19 protein-coding genes are annotated in these 20,300 nt (G+C 70.0%); 8 read left to right on the top strand and 11 right to left on the bottom strand.

From position 1 onward, the window contains the following. Positions 1-44: 44 nt before the first annotated feature. The 5 genes from ACFHWY_RS03925 to ACFHWY_RS03905 all read right to left on the bottom strand — a co-directional run bounded on the left by ACFHWY_RS03925 (position 45) and on the right by ACFHWY_RS03905 (position 6,350). Positions 45-809, bottom strand: coding sequence for a hypothetical protein (locus ACFHWY_RS03925; RefSeq protein ID WP_416578705.1), 765 nt, complete (start codon positions 807-809; stop codon positions 45-47). An 86-nt stretch (positions 810-895) separates the two neighbouring features. Continuing rightward, entirely contained in the window at positions 896-2,962 is a 2,067-nt protein-coding gene (locus ACFHWY_RS03920; protein ID WP_416578704.1) for a 3-hydroxyacyl-CoA dehydrogenase NAD-binding domain-containing protein, read from the bottom strand. Next, entirely contained in the window at positions 2,959-4,170 is a 1,212-nt protein-coding gene (locus ACFHWY_RS03915; protein ID WP_416578703.1) for a thiolase family protein, read from the bottom strand. Before ACFHWY_RS03915 ends, ACFHWY_RS03920 begins: the two co-directional genes overlap by 4 nt. A 180-nt stretch (positions 4,171-4,350) precedes the next feature. Next, on the bottom strand, positions 4,351-5,673 hold the full coding sequence (locus ACFHWY_RS03910; protein ID WP_416578702.1) for a ribonuclease D: 1,323 nt from the start codon (positions 5,671-5,673) through the stop codon (positions 4,351-4,353). Between the two features lie 104 nt (positions 5,674-5,777). Then, positions 5,778-6,350, bottom strand: a complete 573-nt coding sequence (locus ACFHWY_RS03905; protein WP_416578701.1) for a DUF3000 domain-containing protein — start codon at positions 6,348-6,350, stop codon at positions 5,778-5,780. Between the two features lie 214 nt (positions 6,351-6,564). On the opposite strand from ACFHWY_RS03905, the gene hemE reads away from it, so the two are divergent. From hemE to hemQ, 3 genes are read left to right on the top strand one after another with little or no spacing between them, the layout of a single operon-like run. Continuing rightward, positions 6,565-7,662: a uroporphyrinogen decarboxylase gene (hemE, locus tag ACFHWY_RS03900; protein ID WP_416578700.1), complete on the top strand. Its 1,098-nt coding sequence runs from the start codon at positions 6,565-6,567 to the stop codon at positions 7,660-7,662. Positions 7,663-7,667: 5 nt separating this feature from the next. Beyond that, positions 7,668-9,074 (top strand): protoporphyrinogen oxidase, encoded by a 1,407-nt coding sequence (hemG, locus tag ACFHWY_RS03895; RefSeq protein WP_416578699.1) that lies wholly within the window; start codon positions 7,668-7,670, stop codon positions 9,072-9,074. Further along, entirely contained in the window at positions 9,071-9,772 is a 702-nt protein-coding gene (hemQ, locus tag ACFHWY_RS03890; protein WP_416578698.1) for a hydrogen peroxide-dependent heme synthase, read from the top strand. The genes hemG and hemQ overlap by 4 nt, the downstream gene beginning before the upstream one ends. Before the next feature lie 125 nt (positions 9,773-9,897). On the opposite strand, the gene ACFHWY_RS03885 is transcribed toward hemQ, so the two are convergent. The 4 genes from ACFHWY_RS03885 to ACFHWY_RS03870 form a co-directional block, all read right to left on the bottom strand. After that, the gene (locus tag ACFHWY_RS03885; RefSeq protein WP_416578697.1) at positions 9,898-10,992 is read right to left on the bottom strand and encodes a lytic polysaccharide monooxygenase auxiliary activity family 9 protein; all 1,095 of its coding nucleotides are present in this window, start codon (positions 10,990-10,992) and stop codon (positions 9,898-9,900) included. A gap of 292 nt (positions 10,993-11,284) precedes the next feature. Beyond that, positions 11,285-12,385 carry a lytic polysaccharide monooxygenase auxiliary activity family 9 protein gene (locus ACFHWY_RS03880; protein WP_416578696.1) on the bottom strand — a complete coding sequence of 367 codons (1,101 nt, stop codon included), beginning with the start codon at positions 12,383-12,385 and terminating at the stop codon, positions 11,285-11,287. 204 nt (positions 12,386-12,589) lie between these two features. Next, positions 12,590-13,030 carry a GNAT family N-acetyltransferase gene (locus ACFHWY_RS03875; protein ID WP_416578695.1) on the bottom strand — a complete coding sequence of 147 codons (441 nt, stop codon included), beginning with the start codon at positions 13,028-13,030 and terminating at the stop codon, positions 12,590-12,592. A gap of 45 nt (positions 13,031-13,075) precedes the next feature. Continuing rightward, positions 13,076-13,336: a Prokaryotic metallothionein gene (locus ACFHWY_RS03870; protein WP_416578694.1), complete on the bottom strand. Its 261-nt coding sequence runs from the start codon at positions 13,334-13,336 to the stop codon at positions 13,076-13,078. Positions 13,337-13,533: 197 nt separating this feature from the next. On the opposite strand from ACFHWY_RS03870, the gene ACFHWY_RS03865 reads away from it, so the two are divergent. Further along, the gene (locus ACFHWY_RS03865) at positions 13,534-14,283 is read left to right on the top strand and encodes a lytic polysaccharide monooxygenase (protein ID WP_416578693.1); all 750 of its coding nucleotides are present in this window, start codon (positions 13,534-13,536) and stop codon (positions 14,281-14,283) included. A gap of 236 nt (positions 14,284-14,519) precedes the next feature. Here the strand turns inward: ACFHWY_RS03865 and msrB are convergent, their stop codons facing one another. Beyond that, positions 14,520-14,930, bottom strand: coding sequence for a peptide-methionine (R)-S-oxide reductase MsrB (msrB, locus tag ACFHWY_RS03860; protein ID WP_416578692.1), 411 nt, complete (start codon positions 14,928-14,930; stop codon positions 14,520-14,522). A gap of 47 nt (positions 14,931-14,977) precedes the next feature. On the opposite strand from msrB, the gene ligD reads away from it, so the two are divergent. Beyond that, a complete protein-coding gene (gene ligD, locus ACFHWY_RS03855; RefSeq protein ID WP_416578691.1) occupies positions 14,978-16,003 on the top strand; it encodes a non-homologous end-joining DNA ligase in 1,026 nt (341 codons plus the stop codon). A gap of 53 nt (positions 16,004-16,056) precedes the next feature. Here ligD and ACFHWY_RS03850 read toward each other — a convergent pair whose 3' ends face one another. Then, on the bottom strand, positions 16,057-16,509 hold the full coding sequence (locus ACFHWY_RS03850) for a GNAT family N-acetyltransferase (protein WP_416578690.1): 453 nt from the start codon (positions 16,507-16,509) through the stop codon (positions 16,057-16,059). Between the two features lie 85 nt (positions 16,510-16,594). On the opposite strand from ACFHWY_RS03850, the gene ACFHWY_RS03845 reads away from it, so the two are divergent. The 3 genes from ACFHWY_RS03845 to ACFHWY_RS03835 all read left to right on the top strand — a co-directional run bounded on the left by ACFHWY_RS03845 (position 16,595) and on the right by ACFHWY_RS03835 (position 19,867). Next, complete coding sequence (locus ACFHWY_RS03845; protein WP_416578689.1) at positions 16,595-17,743, top strand: RHS repeat-associated core domain-containing protein; 1,149 nt, start codon at positions 16,595-16,597, stop codon at positions 17,741-17,743. 230 nt (positions 17,744-17,973) lie between these two features. Beyond that, positions 17,974-18,459, top strand: a complete 486-nt coding sequence (locus ACFHWY_RS03840; protein ID WP_416579007.1) for a polymorphic toxin-type HINT domain-containing protein — start codon at positions 17,974-17,976, stop codon at positions 18,457-18,459. 1,096 nt (positions 18,460-19,555) lie between these two features. Next, positions 19,556-19,867: a hypothetical protein gene (locus tag ACFHWY_RS03835; protein ID WP_416578688.1), complete on the top strand. Its 312-nt coding sequence runs from the start codon at positions 19,556-19,558 to the stop codon at positions 19,865-19,867. Positions 19,868-20,300: the final 433 nt, after the last annotated feature.

Below are 20,300 nucleotides of genomic sequence, written 5' to 3'. Positions count from 1 at the left end.
CGGCCGCCGACGCGACCGGGGCCCGGCTCAGCCCGGATACCGGCCTACTCGCGTTGCTGGATCTGGCCACGCATGGTGACGAACTCGGCCGCGACGTCGGCGCGGGACGAGAAGAACATCACCACCGTGCCGACGCTGCCCCGATCCGCCCAGACGCAGATCCCGAGCGGCAGGCTCTCCTGCCGGCCGTCGCCGCACCGTGCCTCGCCGCCGAGCGGACCCGGCTCGACCGGGCTCATGTCGGTGAGCGCCAACTGGGCGGACAGGCCCGCGACCGCCTCGTCCAGCTCCTGCTTCGGGTCGGACATCAAACCGGACGCGCCCACGATCATGACGAGATCCTCCTGGGCGGGGTCACCGTAGAACGCTCCCACCGCGCTGGTCTCGTTCTGCACCGTGGCCTGGATCTCGCGGACCATCTCGTCGGCCGCCTGCTGCAACTGCGGGTCGCTCCTCTTCGGTCGGCCGGCCAGGGTGTCCGGGGCGACCAGCCGGGTCCGGCTCGCGTCCACGGTCTCGGTCACCTCGTCCTTGAACGCGAACCAGATGGCCGTCGCACCGCCGGCGCAGAGCACCAGGAGCACCGCGAGGACGATCAGGACGATCTTCGCGACCCCGGACTTCTTCGGCGGCGGCGGCGCGGCAGGGCCCGGTCCGGCAGGCCACGGACCAGGGGCCGGCTGGTCGACGCCAGGCGGGGGGTAGGTGCCAGGCGCGGGCGGGTACGGCCCGGCGACCGGCGGGGTTTGGTGCTCGTCCGGGGGATACGACATGTTGGTCAGCTCCTGGTCTCGGGTGCGACCGGTCATCGTAGCCAGGTGCCTCAATTCCGCCGTCCGGCGCAATTCGATCGCGGTGGCCACCCACCGGGGCGGCCACCGCGGACGGTACCCGCTCAGCCGGCGAGGCTGGCCGCTCCGGGTGGCAGGAATCGCTGACCGGTGACCCGTTCGCTGGTGCCGGTCCGGTCCAGGTACGGCGTGACGCCGCCCAGGTGGAACGGCCAGCCGGCGCCGAGAATCATGCACAGGTCGATGTCCTGCGCCTGCGCGACGACACCCTCGTCGAGCATCTGCCGGATCTCCTGCGCCAGCGCGTCCAGCGCACTGCGGCGTACATGCTCCTCGGTGAGCGGTTGGTCACCGACGACCAGCAGCTTCGCCACCTCGGCGTTGATCTCGTCGTCGACCACGATCGGCTGGCCCGAGTCGGCGATCCGCTTGAGGTTCTCGCTGACGCCGAACCGGTCTGGGAAGGCGGCGTGCAGGATGCCGCCGACATGGTGGGCGACGGCCGGGCCGACCAGCTGAAGCAGCGCGAGGGGGCGCATCGGCAGACCCAGCGGGTCCAGGGCGCGGTTGGCCACCTCCAGCGGGGTACCGGCGTCGACGGCGGCGAAGACCGTACCGAGGAAGCGGGTGAGCAGCCGGTTGACCACGAACGCCGGGGCGTCCTTCACCAGCACACTCGACTTCTTCAGCTGCTTGCTGACCGTGAAGGCGGTGGCCAGGGTGGCGTCGTCGGTCCGCTCGCCACGGACGATCTCCAGCAGCGGCAGTACCGCGACCGGGTTGAAGAAGTGGAAACCGACCACCCGTTCCGGGTGCGCCAACTCCGCCGCCATGTCGGTGATGGACAGCGACGAGGTGTTCGTCGCGAGTACCGTCTCCGGCCTGACGATCTTCTCCAACTCGGTCCAGACCTGCTTCTTGACAACCAGGTCCTCGAAGACCGCCTCGATGACGAAGTCAGCGTCCGCGAAGACGGAGTTGTCCACCGAGCCGGACACCAGGCCGTAGAGCTTCGCGGCGGTGCCCTTGTCCATCCGGCCCCTGCTGACCGACTTCTCGATCTGGGCGTGCACGTAACCGACGCCCTTGTCGACCCGGGCCTGGTCCAGGTCGGACATCACCACCGGCACCTGCAGGCGGCGGGCGAACAGCAACGCCAACTGGCCGGCCATCAGGCCGGCGCCGACGATACCCACCTTGGTCACCGGCCGGGCCAGGCCCTTGTCCGGCGCGCCGGCCGGTCGCTTGGCCCGCCGCTGCACCAGGTCGAAGGCGTACAGGCCGCTGCGCAACTCCTCGGAGAAGACCAGATCGGCCAGGGCCTCGTCCTCGGCGGCGGTGCCGGTGGCGAAGTCGGCGTCCTTCGCCGTCTCCAGCAGGTCCAGCGCCCGGTACGCGGCCGGGACCGCGCCGTGCAGCCGCTGGTCCAGCGTCTGGCGGGCGAAGTACAGCACGCCCGCCCACATGTCCTTGTCGACCTCGGGCCGGGCCACCGTGACCTTGCCCCGGACGACCTCGGCGGCCCACTCCAGGGACCGTTCCAGGAAGTCCGCCGGCTCCAGCAACACGTCCGCCATGCCCAGTTCGGCGGCCTGCTTCGGCTTGAGCATCTTGTTCTGCATCAGCGGGTTCTGAATGATCACCTGGGTGGCCGCCGGAATGCCGATCAGGTTGGGCAGCAGCTGGGTACCGCCCCAGCCCGGGATCAGGCCGAGAGAGACCTCGGGTAGGGCTAGGGCCGCCGCACCCGCCGACAGCGTCCGGTAGTGGCAGTGCAGGGCCAGTTCCAGGCCGCCGCCCATCGCCGCGCCGTTGACGAAGGCGAAGGTCGGGACCTGGCTGTCCTTGAGGCGGGCGAAGACCCGATGGCCGAGTCGGCCGATCTCCAGTGCCTGCTCACGGTCGGCCAGCTGCGGCAGGCCGGTGATGTCCGCGCCGACGCAGAAGATGTACGGCTTGCCGGTGACCGCGATGAACGCGGGATCGGCCGCGAGGGCGACGTCGATCGCCTCGTCCAGGCTGGTCAGGCCGCCCGGGCCGAAGGTGTTCGGCTTGGTGTGGTCGTACCCGTTGTCCAGAGTGATCAGTGCGGCCGGGCGGTCCAGCCCCGGCACGTCCACCTGGCGCAGCAGCGCCCTGGTGACGACCTCGTTCGGTGCGGTGAGGCTCACTTGTCTCCACCCTCCTGCGCGGACTCCGTCCAGTGCGGGTTCTCCCAGATCACGGTGCCGCCCATGCCGATGCCGATGCACATCGCGGTGACGCCGTAGCGGACCTCCGGGTGCTCGGCGAACTGCCGGGCGAGTTGGGTCATCAGCCGTACGCCGGAGGAGGCGAGTGGGTGACCGATCGCGATCGCGCCGCCCCACGGGTTGACCCGGGGGTCGTCGTCGGCGATGCCGAAGTGGTCGAGGAAGGCGAGCACCTGCACGGCGAACGCCTCGTTCAGCTCGAACAGGCCGATGTCGTCGATGCTCAGGCCGGCGATGCGCAGTGCCTTCTCGGTCGACGGGATCGGGCCGACACCCATGACCTCGGGCTCGACGCCGACGTAGCCGTACGACACCAGTCGCATCGCCACCGGCAGGCCCAGCTCGCGGGCGGTGGCCTCGTCGGCGAGCAGGCTGGCGGTGGCGCCGTCGTTGAGCCCGGCCGCGTTGCCCGCGGTGACCTTGCCGTGCGGGCGGAACGGGGTTTTGAGCGTGGCGAGCTTCTCGAGCGAGGTGTCCCGGGGTGCCTCGTCCACTGCGGCCAGGCCCCAGCCGGTCTCCGGGTCACGGATCGCCACCGACACCAGGTCGCTCTGAAGCTTGTTGGTGGCGTACGCCCGCGCGGTCTTCTGCTGCGAGGCCAGCGCGAACGCGTCGGTGCGCTGCTTGCTGATGTGCGGGACCCGGTCGTGCAGGTTCTCGGCGGTGGAGCCCATGACCAGTGCGGACGGGTCGACCAGCTTCTCCGCGACGATGCGCGGGTTCGGGTCGACGCCCTCGCCCATCGGGTGCCGGCCCATGTGCTCGACCCCACCGGCGATCGCGACGTCGTAGGCACCCATCGCGATGCCGCTGGCGACGGTGGTCACGGCGGTCATCGCCCCGGCGCACATCCGGTCGATCGAGAAGCCCGGGACGGTCTTGGGCAGGCCCGCCAGCAGGGCGGCGGTGCGGCCGATGGTCAGGCCCTGGTCACCGATCTGGGTGGTGGCGGCGATGGCGACCTCTTCGACCCGGTCCGGTGGTAGCTGCGGGTTGCGGCGCAGCAGCTCGCGGATGCAGCGGATCACCAGGTCGTCGGCGCGGGTGTGGGCGTACATGCCGCCCGCCTTGCCGAACGGGGTGCGGACGCCGTCGACAAACACGACATCCCGGACTTCACGGGGCACTGTGAGCCTCCTTATCGACCACAATCCGGCCGCAGCCGGCGCCAGAGGGCCGAACGAAGGTCGCCGGCGCTGGCGTATCCTCGATGCTACTCGTCAGTAATAACTCGCGCCGCAACCCCCGCTGTGGCCCACCCCACACCCACCCCAACTCCTGATCGAACGGGGAGGGGATGGGCAGGGTCAGGGGGCGGTGGGAAGGAGGGCGGTGGCCAGATCGGGGAGGAGGAGGGCGAGCTGCCACTCGCGGGCGTTGAGGTCGCGCAGGACCCCGGCCACGGTGGCCTCGGTGATCTCCTCCGGAGGCTGCCAGGCGATCCGGCGGACCGTATCGGGAGAGATCAGGTTCTCCGGCGGCAGGTTGCGCTCGCCGGCCACCCGCAACACCACCTCCCGGCAGCGGGCGAGGCGGGCGGCGGCAGCCGGATCCCGCTCGGCCCACCGGTGCGGCGGCGGCGGACCCTCCACGGTCGGTGCCACCGGCAACCCGTCGTCCGGCAACTGTCGCGCATCGTCCAGCGCGGTCAGCCAGGCGCGGGCCAGCCGCCGCACCGAACGACCACCGAAACCGGGCAGGGTGAGTAGCGCCCGTTCGTCCTTCGGATCGAGTTCAGCCGCCGCGACGATGGCCGAGTCCGGCAGCACCCGTCCCGGCGCCGCGTCCCGGCGGGCCGCGATCTCGTCCCGGGCGTACCACAGGGAACGGACCCGAGCCTGGGCCCGTGCCCCACGCACCCGGTGGATGCCGGAGGTGCGCCGCCACGGCTCGGCCCGCACCCGGGGCGGCCGGGCACCGGTTCGCACCAGCGCGGCGAACTCCTCCGCAGCCCACTCGGACTTGCCCTGCCGGGTCAACTCGGCGGCGAGTACGTCCCGTAGGTCCGTGAGCAACTCCACGTCCAGCGCGGCGTAGGTCAGCCAGGACTCGGGGAGCGGCCGGCTCGACCAGTCCGCCGCCGAGTGGTGTTTCTCCAGGCTGAATCCGAGCAGCTGCTCGGTGAGCGCGGCCAGCCCCACCCGCTCGAAGCCGGCCAGCCGGGCGGCCAGTTCGGTGTCGAAGAGCCGGCGTGGGCGCAGCCCTAGCTCGGCCAGGCAGGGCAGGTCCTGGCTGGCCGCGTGCAGCACCCACTCCACCTCGGCGATCGCGGCATCGAGGGAGGTCAGGTCGGGTAGCGGTAGCGGATCGATCAAGGCGGTGCCGGCGCCGGCGCGCCGCAACTGTACGAGATACGCCCGCTGGCTGTAGCGGTAGCCGGAGGCGCGCTCGGCGTCCAGGGCCACCGGTCCGGTACCAGCCGCCAACCGGGCCACCACCTCGGCGAGCTGTTCCGGGGCGGCAACCGGCTCGGGGGTGCCCTCACGGGGCGCGGTCAACGGCACGGAGGCGCCGCTGGTGGGCTCGGTCCCCGGGTCCGACGGCTCCGCCCGGGCCGACGGCGGGTGCTCAGTGTCGTTTCCCGTACGGCTTGCGGCGGCCCGACGGTGCAGGGGTGGTTCGTCGGTCACCTGACAACCCTAGTGCGCGAAACGATCGTGCGCCGCGCACCCGCCCCGCCGCGTGTCGTCCGGTCCGTCAGGTCGGCCCGGTCCGTCGGCCCGGCCGTCGAGACTCAGTCGGTGGTGGCGGGGCGGCGCTCCGACAGGGCGGTGACGCCCGGCGGTGGCAGACCAGCGGTGGAGGCGAGCAGGGTGCACCAGGCGTGCAGATGAGGGTTGAGGTCGACGCCGGTCGGTGTCCACGAGGCGCGGATCTCGACGTCGCCCGCCGCGGGCGGGCCGGCCAGGTCGCCGAAGCGGGTCGACATGGTCTGCGTGATGGTCCCGCCGATGGCGCGATACCCTGCGGCCTGGGCGTCGAGAGCGTCGGTCAGCCAGGTCCAGCCCACCGCGGGCAGCAGCGGGTCGGCGGCTAGGTCGACCTCCAACTCGGCGGTCACGTAGGTGACCAGCCGCAGCGTGCCCTGCCACCCCTCGTGCCCGGCCGGATCGTGCAGGAGGATCAACCGTCCGGTCGCCACCTCGTCGCCGTCACGCAGCACCGCGGCGGAGAGCGCGAAGGAGAACGGCGCCAGCCGTTGCGGCGCGCCCACCTCCTCCAACAGGATCTCCGGTCGCGACGCCGCCGACCGGAGCCCGACGACCGCGCGGGCGAAGGTGTCCGGAAGCGCGATCGGGGCGGCCATGTCCGCAGCCTATTCCGCCGTCCGGTTGCCGGCTGGGACGGCGCGCCGACGATCACCGAGCCACCCCCACGTCGACGGTCACCCGGCCACCCCGCGCACCGGGGCTGCCGGTGTCAGGAGGAAATGCGTCAACAAGGGCCCCCTCCTTTCACGTCACGTCACAAAGGTGGCGGTGGGCACGGGAGACCGCCGGGCGCGTGGCACGATGGCCGCGATGACCACCGACACCACGGGCACCGCCGCCCGAGACGACGAACCCCGCCCGGGTGGGCCCACCGACTCGCCCTTCGTGCGGGCGTGTCGCCGCCGGCCCGTACCGCACACCCCGGTCTGGTTCATGCGACAGGCCGGCCGTTCGCTGCCGGAGTACCGGGAGATCCGGGCCAACGTGGCGATGTTGGAGTCCTGCCGCCGGCCCGACCTGGTCACCGAGATCACCCTCCAGCCGGTACGCCGGCACGGGGTGGACGCGGCGATCCTGTTCAGCGACATCGTGGTGCCGGTCGCCGCAGCCGGTGTGGAGCTGGACATCGTGCCCGGAACCGGACCGGTGGTGGCCGAACCGGTGCGAACCGCTGCCGACGTGGAGCGGATCCGGCCGATCGGCCGCGACGACGTCGACTACGTCGACGAGGCGGTCCGGATGCTGGTCAGCCAGCTCGGTGCCACTCCGCTGATCGGTTTCGCCGGCGCACCGTTCACGCTGGCCAGCTACCTGGTTGAGGGCGGCCCGTCGCGTACCCACGCGAAGACCAAGGCACTGATGTACGGCGAGCCGGAGCTGTGGCACGCCCTGGCCGGCCGGCTGGCCGAGGTGACCCTGGCGTTCCTGCGGGTGCAGATCGAAGCCGGCGTGTCGGCGGTGCAACTCTTCGACTCGTGGGCCGGTGCGCTCTCCGAGGCCGACTACCGCCGGTTCGTGCTGCCCCACTCGACGGCCGTGCTCTCCGGGCTCGCCGACGCGGGCGTGCCCCGGATCCACTTCGGGGTCGGCACCGGCGAGCTGCTCGGCGCGATGGGCGAGGCCGGCGCCGACGTGGTCGGCGTCGACTGGCGTACCCCGCTGGACGTGGCGACCGGCCGGATCGGGCCGGACCGCGCCGTGCAGGGCAACCTCGACCCGTGCCTGCTGTTCGCCCCCTGGCCGGTGGTGGAGACCGAGGTCCGCCGCATCGTGGCGCAGGGCCGGGCCGCCCCGGGGCACGTGTTCAACCTGGGCCACGGCGTGCTGCCGGAGACTGACCCGCATGTGCTGACCCGGGTGGTCGAGCTGGTGCACGAACTGTCCGCTCGACCGGCCGACCAGGGCTGACCGCAGTGGCGACGCGGCGGGTGGCGGTGGTCGGAGGCGGCATCGCCGGCCTCGCCGCCGCGGTCCGGCTGCGCGACCGCACCTCGGCCGGCACCGAGATCACTGTGTACGAGCAGTCCGGCTCGTTGGGCGGTAAGCTGCGCACCGGCGAGCTGGCCGGCGGGCCGGTCGAGTTCGGCGCCGAGTCGTTCCTGATGCGTGACCCGGCCGGCGGGGAGTCCGCCGCCGTGGCCTTGGCCCGCCGGCTCGGTCTGGCTGGGCGGATCGTGCACCCGAGCGTCGGGCAGGCGGCGCTGGCGGTCGGCGGCGGGCTGCGCCCCATCCCCGGCGGCACGCTGGTGGGCGTACCCGGCAATCTGCAGAAAGTGGCGGCGGTGGCCCGGCCTACTCCGGAGGCCGACCGCGGCGGCGGTGGGCCACTGCTCGACGTTGACCAGGACGTCTCCGTGGGCGCCCTGGTCCGAGCGAGGTTCGGCGACGAGGTGGTCGACCGGCTGGTCGATCCGATACTCGGCGGCGTGTACGCGGGCCGGGCCGACGACCTGTCGCTGGTCACCACCATGCCGGCCCTGGCCCGGGCCGCCCGGGTGGAGCACACGCTGCTCGGCGCGGTCCGCGCGGCGCAGGCGGCCGCACCCCGCGCCCCCGGCGAGCCGGTCTTCGGCACCCTCGACGGCGGACTGAGTGCCCTGGTCGACGCGGCCGTGGCGGCCAGTGGAGCGACCGTCCGTCGGCAGGCGACGGTACGCGAGCTGACCCCGACCGTCGCCGGCTGGCGGCTGACGGTCGGGCCGACCCGTGAGCCCGAGTACGTCGACGTCGACGCGGTGGTGCTGGCCGTGCCGGCCCGGCCGGCGGCCCGGCTGCTCAGCGAGATCGCCCCGTCGGCGGCGAAGGAGATCGGCGGGCTGGACTACGCCAGCGTCGCGCTGGTCACCCTGGCCCTGCCCGAGCCGACGTTGCCGCAGCTCTCCGGTTTCCTGGTGCCCAGCACCGAGGGCCTACTGACCAAGGCGGCCACCTTCTTCACCACCAAGTGGGGTCACCTGCGCCGGCGTGACGGTTTGGTCCTGGTACGTGCCTCGGTCGGCCGGTACGGCGAGGAGGACCAGCTCCAGCGCCCCGACGAGGACCTCGCCGCCACCGTGCACCGCGAGCTGTCCGCGGTGCTCGACGGGCCGCTGCCCGCGGCCGTCGACGGGCACGTGCAGCGGTGGGGTGGGGCGCTGCCGCAGTACACCCCCGGCCACCTCGGCCGGGTGGCCGCCGTGCGGGCGGCGCTGCGGGCGGCACACCCGACGCTGCGGCTGGCCGGCGCCGGCTACGACGGGGTCGGTGTCCCGGTCTGCGTCCGCTCCGGCGAAACCGCGGCCGAGGAGATCATCACAGCACTGGAAGGACCGGGGAGATGACCGAGCAGAGCAACGCCACCCGACTGAAGGAACTCAACGACACGATCCGCTACACCATGTGGTCGGTGTTCCGGGTCAGCGCGCCGCTGCCGTCCCTGCGGGACAACGTCACGGGCGAGATCGAGTCCCTGATCGAGGAGCTGGCCGGCAAGGGCGTCGTGGTGCGCGGCACGTACGACGTGTCGGGCCTGCGTGCCGACGCCGACCTGATGATCTGGTGGCACTCGTCGTCCAGCGACGACCTGCAGGACGCGTACCTGCGGTTCCGGCGGACCACGCTGGGTCGGGCGATGACCCCGGTCTGGTCGCAGATGGCGCTGCACCGGCCGGCCGAGTTCAACAAGAGCCACATCCCGGCGTTCCTCGCCGGCGAGCAGGCCCGCGCCTACCTCTGCGTCTACCCGTTCGTCCGCTCGTACGACTGGTACCTGCTGCCGGATGCCGAACGACGCGAACTCCTCGCCGAGCACGGCAAGATGGCCCGCGGCTACCCGGACGTACGCGCCAACACCGTCGCCTCGTTCGCGCTCGGCGACTACGAGTGGATGCTCGCCTTCGAGGCCGACGAGCTGCACCGGATCGTCGACCTGATGCGTGACCTGCGTGCCTCCCGTGCCCGGCTGCACGTGCGCGAGGAGGTCCCGTTCTACACCGGCCGCCGCCGCTCGGTAGCCGACATCGTTTCCGCCCTCGCCTGAGGTGTAAGGAGGGGCCCCTGTCAACGCCTGGGGTAGTACAGGGGGCCCCTGTTAACAAAAAGCCAAAGCGCACCGGGCCGGTCGGGGCCGCGCCGGAGGGAGTGGGGCGCGGCCCTGGCCGGGGGTCAGGTGGCCGTGCAGGTCACCGTTGGTGTGTTCGTGCTGCTGCCGGAGCCGAGGAAGCCGAAGCTTGTGCTGGCTCCGGCGCCGAGGTTGCCGTTGTAGCTGACATTGGTGGCGGTCACCGTGGAGCCGCTGGAGCTGACGGTGGCGTTCCACGCCTGGCTGACCTGTTGGCCGTTGGCGTATGTCCAGGTCACCCGCCAGCCGCGGATGGACGCGTTGCCGGCGGTCACCTGCACCTCGCCCTGGAATCCGCCGGACCAGGTCGAGGTGACCCGGTACGTCGCGGAGCAGGCACCCGCCGGCGGCGGGTTGGTGGTGGGCGGGGTAGTGGTCGGCGGGGTGGTGGTGGGTGGCGTGGTGGTGGGTGGCGTGGTCGTGGGCGGCGTGGTGGTCGGTGGGGTGGTGCCGCCACCGAACTGCACGTCGCTGCAGTGGTAGTACGACTGGTCGAAGTGGCTGGCCTGCCAGACGGTGAAGATGATGTGCCGGCCGGTGCGGCCGGGCGCGTTCACCGGAATCTGAATCGACACCCCGTCGACCTCCCGTTGCCACTGCGACGCCGGTGTGTAGCCGATCTGGCCGACCAGTTCCAGGTCGGACCAGGCCAGTGGCTTGGTGAGCGTGTCCACACCCTGCCGGGTCGCGTACACCCGGAGGTAGTCGGCACCGTGGCTGGCCTGGTCGAAGAACTTCAACTGGAAGCTGTTGGGGACCGGGGTGGTCCGCCAGGCACCCACGGTGTCGAGGGCGTTGTAGCGACCGCCCTCGGCACGCCCGCCCGAGCAGAGCTGGCCGTTCGGTACGGCCGCCTGGTGGTTGCCGCCCACACCCTCGCGGAGTTGGCCGTTCCAGTTCCACATGGCGTTCGGGTTGGCCTGCCAGGCCTGCCAGCACATCGGGTCCTCGGTGGCCATCCGCGGGTTCATGTGGTCACCACCCCAGCGTTCCCAGCAGCCGTAGGCGCGGGAACCCGGGTTGACTGTGGCGCCGTGCGCGGAGACAGGGCTTGTCAGCGCGGTGGTGAGCAGCAACAGGGCGACGGCCGCGACGGCCAGCAGCCAGGCGGCGCGTGGTGATCTGAGTACGTTCGACATGGAGCTCCCCAAGGGAATTGTCGGTTCGGGACTGTGCCCGGACGCTCGGGAGTTGCCTCTCCCGTGGCCGATCTGCGTTGCCCCTGTGGTGTTGGCTCCGAGGAAAGCGTGCCACGGCGCATCGGCGTACGTCAACGCGTGAAGCGCTCTCCGGAGCGGGGCTCCGGCACCACCACCAGACAGGTGCTGGCCACCCGGCCGGGCTAACGGCTGCCGATGCCTGACGTGCCGGTTGCCGGCTGAGCCGGTCGGGGCCGCGCCGGAGGCAGTGGGGCGCGGCCCTGGCCGGGGGTCAGGTGGCCGTGCAGGTCACCGTTGGTGTGTTCGTGCTGCTGCCGGAGCCGAGGAAGCCGAAGCTTGTGCTGGCTCCGGCGCCGAGGTTGCCGTTGTAGCTGACATTGGTGGCGGTCACCGTGGAGCCGCTGGAGCTGACGGTGGCGTTCCACGCCTGGCTGACCTGTTGGCCGTTGGCGTATGTCCAGGTCACCCGCCAGCCGCGGATGGACGCGTTGCCGGCGGTCACCTGCACCTCGCCCTGGAATCCGCCGGACCAGGTCGAGGTGACCCGGTACGTCGCGGAGCAGGCACCCGCCGGCGGCGGGTTGGTGGTGGGCGGGTTGGTGGTGGGCGGTGCAGTGGTGGGCGGCGGGGGCGTGGTGGGCGGCGGGGTGGTGGGCGGCGGCGTGGTCGGGGGCGGCGTGGACCCGCCACCGAACTGCACGTCGCTGCAGATGTAGTACGACTGGTCGGAGTGGCTGGCCTGCCAGATGGTGTAGATGACGTGCCGGCCGGTGCGGCCGGGCGCGCTGACCGGGATCTCGATGGAGACCCCGCCGGGCTCCTGCTGCCACTGCGACGCCGGCGTGTTGCCGATCTGGCCGACCAGTTCCAGGTGCGACCAGGCCAGCGGAGTGGTCAGTGCGTCGTAGCCCTGCCGGGTCGCGTACACGCGGATGTAATCGGCACCGTGGCTGGCCTGGTCGTAGAACTTCAGCCGGAAGTTGTTGCCGACCGAGGTGGTCCGCCAGGCACCCGGCATGTCCATCGCCCGGTAGCGCCCGTTCTCCGTGCGTCCGCCGGAGCAGAGCTGGCCGTTCGGGATGGCGCCCTGATGGTTGCCGGCCACGCCCTCGCGGTAGAGGCCGTTCCAATTCCACATGGCGTTGGTGTCGGTCTGCCACGCCTGCCAGCACATCGGGTCCTCGGTGGCCATCCGTGGGTTCTGGAAGTCACCACCCCAGCGCTGCCAACAGCCGTAGTTGCGGGAGACGGGATTGGCCACCGAGCCGTGCGCGGAGGCGGATCGCACAAATGCCGTGCTGAGCAGCAGGCTGGCGACGGCCGCGACGGCCAGCAGCCAGAGCGCCCGCGATGACCTGAGTGAATTGGACATGGAGCCCCCAGGGGGAGTCGTCGGATCTCGACATCGCCCGGACGCTCGGGAGTTGCCCTCTCCCGCGCTGTCAGCGTGGCCCTCGTGTGCTGACTCGACCGGAAGGATGGCACGTTCAATCGTCAGGAGTCAATGAGGAAAGCGATTTCCGGCACCGGGTGCACACAGTCGTCGAAGCGCTTCCAGCACTGGTTTCGCGGTCGGTCACCGCGCCCGGCGCATCGGCGTGTGCGGGATGCCGTCCTCGACGTACTCCGGGCCGCAGACCGTGAAGCCGTGCGGGGCGTAGAAGCCGACCAGGTGTGACTGGGCGTCCAGCACGCACGGCCGGTCGCCGACCTCGGTCAGGGCCGCCACCATGAGTCGCCCCGCGTGCCCGGCGCCGCGGGCCGCGGGTGCCACCACCACCCGCCCGATCCTGGCCGACCCGTCGGGCTCGGCCAGGATCCGCAGGTACGCGACCGGCGCGCCGTCGTGGGCCAGCCAGAGGTGTCGGGTGCCGGGTTCGACGTCCCGCCCGTCGATCTCCGGGTACGCGCACTCCTGCTCGACCACGAACACGTCGACGCGTAGGCGTACCAGGTCGTGGAAGGTTCGGGCGTCGAGGTCGGCGAAGCTGGCGACCCGCAGTGCGGTGCTCGGCATCCCGTCAGATTATGGCGCGCGGGGGGAGCGGGCCGGATGGGGTCGTCAGGCGGGGCGCGCGCCGACTGCGTCGCGGATCTGGGCGCCCTGCTCGGTCTCCACCGCACGGGCGCAGTGGCCGCAGCAGAAGAAGCGCCCGGACACCTCCACGCCGTGCCCGATGATCCTGACCTGGCAGTGCTCGCAGATGGGCGCCAACCTGTGCGCGGCGCACTCGATGGAGTCGAAGGTGTGCACGTCACCGCTGACCGTACGCACCTCGAACGCCATCCAGTAGTCGTTGCCGCATACCTCGCACGTCGCCACGAAAAGCACCTCCAATGGTGATGATTCGTCTTATTTTGCCGTGCGCTGAGGGCTGATGTGGCGGAAACCGGCCAGGGTGGCCGATCCTCCGGCCCGGGCAGCCCGCACCTCTATCGATCAGAGTCTTTACTGTTAATAAGGTTTAAAGTATGTTGGTGGCACCTCACCAGGTAACACGCCGCTAAGGAGTTGCCGTCATGCGCCGAAGAATCACCCTTCCGCTCGTCGCGGCGGGTGCCATGGTCTCCACCCTGGCCGTCGCCACCCCGGCCCAGGCCCATGGCTACGTCTCGTCGCCGCCCAGCCGCCAGGCGCTCTGCGCCCAGAACCGCGTCCCTGACTGCGGGCAGATCAGGTGGGAGCCGCAGAGCGTCGAGGGCCCCAAGGGGCTGCGTAACTGCCACGCCAACATCTCGCACTTCGCCGTCCTCAACGACGACAACCGCGGCTGGCCGGCCACCTCGGTCGGCAGCACCGTCACGTTCACCTGGGTCAACACGGCCATGCACGCCACCCGCAACTGGGAGTACTTCATCGGCGACACCCGGGTCGCGGTGTTCAGCGGCGGCGGGCGTCAGCCCGGCCCGACCGTCTCGCACACCGTGAACCTGTTCAACTACTCCGGCCGGCAGAAGCTGCTGGCCGTGTGGAACATCTCGGACACCGCCAACGCGTTCTACTCCTGCGTCGACCTCCAGATCGGCGGTGGTGGCGGCAACCCCACGCCCAGCCCGAGCCCGACCACCAACCCGCCGGCACCGTCACCCACCCCCACGGCCACCTCGACCACCAGCCCGCCGGCCGGCGGCACGTGGACGGCAGACCGAGCGTACGCAGTGGGCGACCAGGTCACCTACGGTGGACGCGCCTACCGCTGCCGGCAGGCGCACACCGCCATCGCCGGTTGGGAGCCGCCGCACGTACCGGCGCTGTGGAGCCAGGTCTGACCAGCCGGAGGTGCGGTCGGGCCCGGCCCGCACCGCACCTCCGGCCGGCCCTGCTCGCCGTGCTGCTCGCCGCCGCCGGCTGCCGGCACCGACGAACGGGTACGCGACCTGGCTCGCCGCGTCGAGCAGTCCCGCACCGCCCAGGTCGCCCTGATGGCGGCCCGCCCCTCGTCGATCTAGGGCTTATCGTCGCCGCCGGAGATCAAGTCGCGACGACTAGCCCTAGATCGACGAAGTCAGGCGGTGCTGGGGTCCAGGCGGACGGAGAGCGAGTTCACGCAGTGGCGGGTGTCCTTCGGGGTGAAGTGCTCGCCGCGGAAGACGTGCCCGAGGTGACTGTCGCAGCGGGCGCAGCGGATCTCCGTGCGCGCCATGCCGAGGGAGTTGTCCTGAATCTCCCGGATCGCGCCGGGGATGGCGTCGTCAAAGCTCGGCCAGCCGCAGTGCGAGTCGAACTTGGTGTCGCTGGGGTACAACTCGGCGCCGCAGGCCCGACACCGGTACATGCCGGGCGTCTTGGTCTCGACGTACTCGCCGGTCCAGGCGGGCTCGGTGCCGTGCTCGCGCAGCACCCGGAACTCGTCGGGGCTCAGGCGAACCCGCCACTCGTCCTCGGTGCGGGGCAGTTCACTGTCGGGAAGACTCACGCCTCAACGGTACGTCGAAGGTCGGACCCATCGCATAGGGTCGCGCAATGGGTGGAACGAGAGCGGCGGCCGAGGAGATCGAGGTGGCCGGGCAGACCGTACGGCTGTCCAGCCCGGATCGCGTGATCTTCCCGAAGCGCGGCTTCACCAAGGCCGACGTCTTCCACTACTACGTCAGCGTCGGCGACGGCATCATGCGCGCCCTGCGGGAGCGGCCGACGACCCTGCAACGCTTCCCCGACGGCATCGAGGGGGAGATGTTCTTCCAGAAGCGGGTGCCCACCCGGGGCGTGCCGCCCTGGGTGCGTACCGCGGAAATCCGCTTCCCCAGCGGGCGCAGGGCCGCGGAGCTATGCCCGGCGGACCTGGCCCACGTCGCCTGGGCCGTGCAGATGGGCACGGTGGTGTTCCACCCGTGGCCGGTGCGCGCCGCCCACGTCGACCATCCCGACGAGCTCCGCGTCGACCTGGACCCGCAGCCCGGCACCGACTTCGCGCACGCCGCGCACGCCGCCGCCGAGCTGCGCGCGATCCTCGACGAGCTGGGAGTGACCGGCTGGCCGAAGACCTCCGGAGGCCGGGGCGTGCACGTCTACCTGCGGATCCAGCCGCGCTGGACCTTCGTGGAGGTCCGCCGGGCCACCATCGCGCTGGCCCGGGAGCTGGCGCGCCGCCGCCCCGAGTTGGTCACCACCGCCTGGTGGAAGGAGGAACGCGGCGAGCGGGTCTTCGTCGACTACAACCAGACGGCCCGGGACCGCACAATCGCCTGCGCGTACTCGCTGCGGGCCACCGCGCGGGCCACCGTCTCCACCCCGGTCACCTGGGACGAGCTGCCCGACGTCGACCCGGACGACTTCGACCTGCGTACCGTGCCGCAGCGGCTCGCGCAGCGGGGCGACCCGCACGCCGGCATCGACGACACCGGTTGGGACCTGACCCCGCTGCTGGAGTGGGCCGAGCGGGACGCCGCCGCAGGCGAGGGTGACCTGCCCTACCCGCCGGACCATCCGAAGATGCCGGGCGAGCCGAAACGGGTCCAGCCGTCCAAGGACCGCGACCGCCCTCGCTGACCGCCCCACCCCTGGCACGATCAAGTGCTGCGGCCCGCCGGCGGGTGACGGCGTCAGAGGCTGAGCTTCATGCCCTCGTGGCTGGCGACGAAGCCGAGGCCGAGATAGAAACGCTGCGCGTCGGAACGGCGCTTGTCGGTGGTGAGCTGCACCAGGCCGCAGCCGTGCTGCCGGGCCTGATCGATCGCCCATGCCATCATCTGCCGCCCCAGGCCCCGACCACGCTGGTCGGAGCGGACCCGGATCGACTCGACCAGCAGCCGCTCGCTGCCGTGCCGGGCGAGCCCCGGAATGTAGGTGAGCTGCATGCATCCCACCAGTTCGCCGCCGAACTCGGTGACGACGAGGTGGTTGCGCGGATCGGAGGTGATGTCGGCGAATGCCCTCTCGTACGTGGCGTCGACCTCCCCGACGTCGCGGGTACGCCCCAGCACGTCGTCGGCGAGCAGGTCGAGCACGGCCGGCAGGTCCGCCTGGACCGCCTCGCGGAAGATCACCTCACTCATCCCGTGAGCGTCCCACAGCGGCGCGAACCGATGCGCGGCAGATCACCCGCGTCGCCTGCCCGCAGTCGGGCGACGTGGGCGGGATTTGCCCTACTGGAAGGCGTACGCCCATGACCGGTCCGGCTCCCGCGAGTCGGTGACCGACCGGCGCACCGGCGTAACCTCCACCTACGGGTACGCCTCGGCCGGTGGTCAGCCGCACGCGGTGTGGACGGTCACCACCGGCGAGCGGGTCGACCACTACGACTGGGAAGCCACCGGCAACCTCACCTACCGCCGGGTCGGTGGGGTCACCGAGACGCTGGACTGGAACGTCCAGGGCAAACTCGCCGAGATCAGTGGGCCCGACGGCGTCACCCGGATGCACTACGACGTCGACGGCAACCGGATCGCCCGGATCGACCCGAACGGCGACGCTACGGTCTTCGTGGCCGGGCACGAGCTGACCGTCTCCGGTCAGGACAAGACGGCGACCCGCTACTACGAACACGCCGGCGATGTCGTCGCCTCGCGCACCGCGTCCACCGCCACCGGGGCGAAGGACCTGGTCTGGCTGGCGTCGCATCAGCACGACTCGGCGCACTGGGCCGTCAACTCGGTGACCCGGGTCGACACGGTCCGCTACTCGGATCCGTTCGGCAACAAGCGCACCGGCGGCAGCGGCGGCACCTGGCCCTCGGGGCAGCGTGGCTTCGTCGGCGGCATCGAGGACCCGACGGGCCTGTCGCTGCTGGGTGCCCGGTTCCACGACGCGGCGCTGGGTGCGTTCATCTCCGTCGACCCGCAGACCGACGAGTACGACCCGCAACGCATGCATCCGTTCGCGTACGCGAACAACAACCCGATCACCTTCGCCGACCCTGACGGGCTCTTCTGGGGCAAGGTCAAGAACGCGGCCAGTCAGGCCGGCAACGCGGTGGCCGGTGTCGCCACGTCGGTGGTCAAAGCAGTCGTCGACAACGCCGGCATGATTTCCGCGGTGGCTGGCACGGTGGCGATGGTGGCTGCTGTGCTACCGCCGCCGGCGCAGGTGGTCGCGGCTGCCGCCGGGGGCGGTGGCCGTGGTGGCCGGCGCGATCGACACGATCAAGACGTGTGCGGGCGGTGCCGGTCTGGACTGTGCGGTGGGCGTGGCCGGCATGGTCCCCGGCGTCCGACAGGCCAAGACCGCCGCTCGTGGTGCCGGTGCGGTCAAGAACATGCCCGATCATCCCGGCACCTGCCGAGTACCTAACAGTTACCCTGCCGGGGACCGCGGTCTTGATGGCCGACGGTAGCTACAAGGCTATCGAGAAGATTGAAGTTTACGATGTTGTCTGGGCGACGGACCCGGAAACCGGCGAGGAGGTGCCCGTCCAGTCACGGCTTTGATCAAAGGCGACGGGAAAAAGCAGCTTGTCGAGGTCAACATCGACTCGGATGGGTATGGTGCAGCTGACGGCGTAGTCACCGCAACGGACAAGCATCCCTTCTGGCTCGGCAACCAGCGCCAAGGGCTCAGGTGCGAAGCACCTGAGCCCTGGCGATGAGCTGCTGACTCCGGATGGTGCTCGTGTCGCTGTCATTGCCCTCGCTGTCTACGATGCCGTCGCCACGGTCTACAACCTGACCGTCGGCGACATCCACACGTACTATGTGATCGCCGGCAAAACCCCGGTGCTGGTCCACAACACCGACGGCTGCTGGAGGGGCAGTTTTGATAACCTGCCGACCGGCAAGCAATCACATGTCAGAACTGTCGGTAGCGAAGATGAACTACGCGACCTATTCGGTCGGATGACTAATGGTGCCGAGCAGCTTCCGGCTCGCGGGCCGAAGATTTCTGAGGTTTACCGACAGGCCGACGGGACCGTAATCCAATGGCGTGGAGCCTCTCGATCAGGCGGTGCCACGATCGATATCTTCCCGCCAAACTCGAAGGGTCTGAAAGTGCATGTCGAGGAGCCGTGAATCGGTCATTCAGGAGATATTGGCCGAGGGTTTGGATGATTGGGTGCCCATTGACCGGGTCATCGGCGAGGCGCGAGACTCCGCCTCAAGCGAGGGCGTCACATTTCGCGATGCGGCCGTGGGTCTAGTCTGCGCCTTAGTCGGCGGCGGATTAATGACCCCCGGAGATATTACTGAGGACGGTTTTGGGTCATGGAAGGGAAGTAATGAGCAGTTGACGAATCAGGTGATTCGGCAGTGCGATGAAGTGGGATGGGAGCCGCTTGGCGCAGGCTGCTGGTTGGCGAATACTCCTGAAGGTGACCGGGCTGCGCGGAGGGCTGCGGATTAGTTGTGGATAGCAGAGCGTAACGGCCGTCCGTCCGCGGCCTTGGTTGGCTGCTCGGGTTGCCGTCGCGGTTGCCGTCAAAGGTTCACCATCATTGTCGATGTATCGATGTCGTGCCGCCCGGCCGGCATGGCGACGGAAGCGGGACCGGTGGCATGCCGCGTAGCGGTGCGGCGTCGATCCCCCCCCGCCCCCCCGCGGAGCCGAGCACCGCGACACCCCTTATCTCGGATAGCGTCGCTCATCGATGCATCGGCTGCCGGTGAGCGCGGACGTCTCCCCAGGTTGCCGTCACCGTCGCCGTCAACACCGATAAGCTTCGATGCGGCAAGTTGGTGCCACACGCAAAAGGCCAGGTGAAACGCCATGAGAACCTAAGTCACACTGCGTGACGGGGTGAAAATCCCACACGTACTATGTGCTCGCCGGCAAAACCCCGGTCCTCGTCCACAACACGGGTCCATGTCCTCCCGCGATCCAGGCGACCGCTAAGGGGGAACGCAAACTCAATGAGGCACATCGGGCGTTCGGTGAGCGGCTTGGTGGACGAAGTCAATTCTTTGACCAGGTTAAGACCGATGATCTAATTTCGCGCGCGAGTAGTTCTACCCCTACCCAAAATGCAAAGGGGGACTGGGTGTATCAAGTAAACTACGGAAGCCCGGTCGGGGTTGATCGCTCCAGCGGTCTACCTACGGACTTCTTCACACTCGTTACAAACCGCAATGGTCATCTGGTCAGTGCGTATCCAGGATTGATGTGAGAGTCGTGGCGACCTTGATAATTCGCCTGCGAGGCGACGGTGTTGACGACATTCTCGATGTAATGGCAGACGAATCAGGAAGGTTAGCTCAGGCGTTAACGGATCTAGATGACCGTTACCCCTATCTGTCATGCATTGATCAGTATGGGATTACGGTTTTCAACCGCCTCCAGGCGAGAATCCTTCTCGCTGAGATCGATCGCGTAAGAAGTGAGTCGCAATTTGCTTCGCTAGCAGGCGTGTTGGATCGTCTGGCTGCTATGGCGGAACGATGCGCTCAGGAAGTGCACTTGTTTGTAGAGATAGAAGGTGATTGACGCAGGGTGACGGTGACGCGCCGTCTGCGCTGATGCATGCGTCGGTGTGCGTTGGCGGTGGCAGGTGTCGGCCCGGGTTGCCGTCACGGTTGCCGTCAACGACCACCTGGCATGCGTGAATGTCGATACTCTGGCCGAGGTGCTGGATTCTGAGGGCTGCCCGACATGCAGCACGGTCGGCAGTGCCGTCTCCGGAACCGGTCACCAAATCGATCTTTACTCGGCGGTGGTGGCGTGCGCGCGGGGCCGTAGGTCTATAGCGCGTGCGCGCGGCCCGGCTTCGGCCGGGCCGCTTCTTGATCCTGTAGAGCAGTTTTGAGCCAGTCGGATCTTGGCCCAGTCCCTTGGGTCCCCACCAGCGGCGCCCCGACCGGACCAATGATCCTGGCCGGGGCGCTGCTACTCGTTGCGCAGTGCTGCTGAGCGTGGCTTG

The sequence above is a fragment of the Micromonospora sp. LOL_024 genome (genome assembly GCF_048060415.1).
Classification (GTDB): Bacteria; Actinomycetota; Actinomycetes; order Mycobacteriales; family Micromonosporaceae; genus Micromonospora.
The sequence above is the reverse complement of the archived record's forward strand: the minus strand, read 5'-3'. Positions and strand labels throughout refer to the sequence as shown.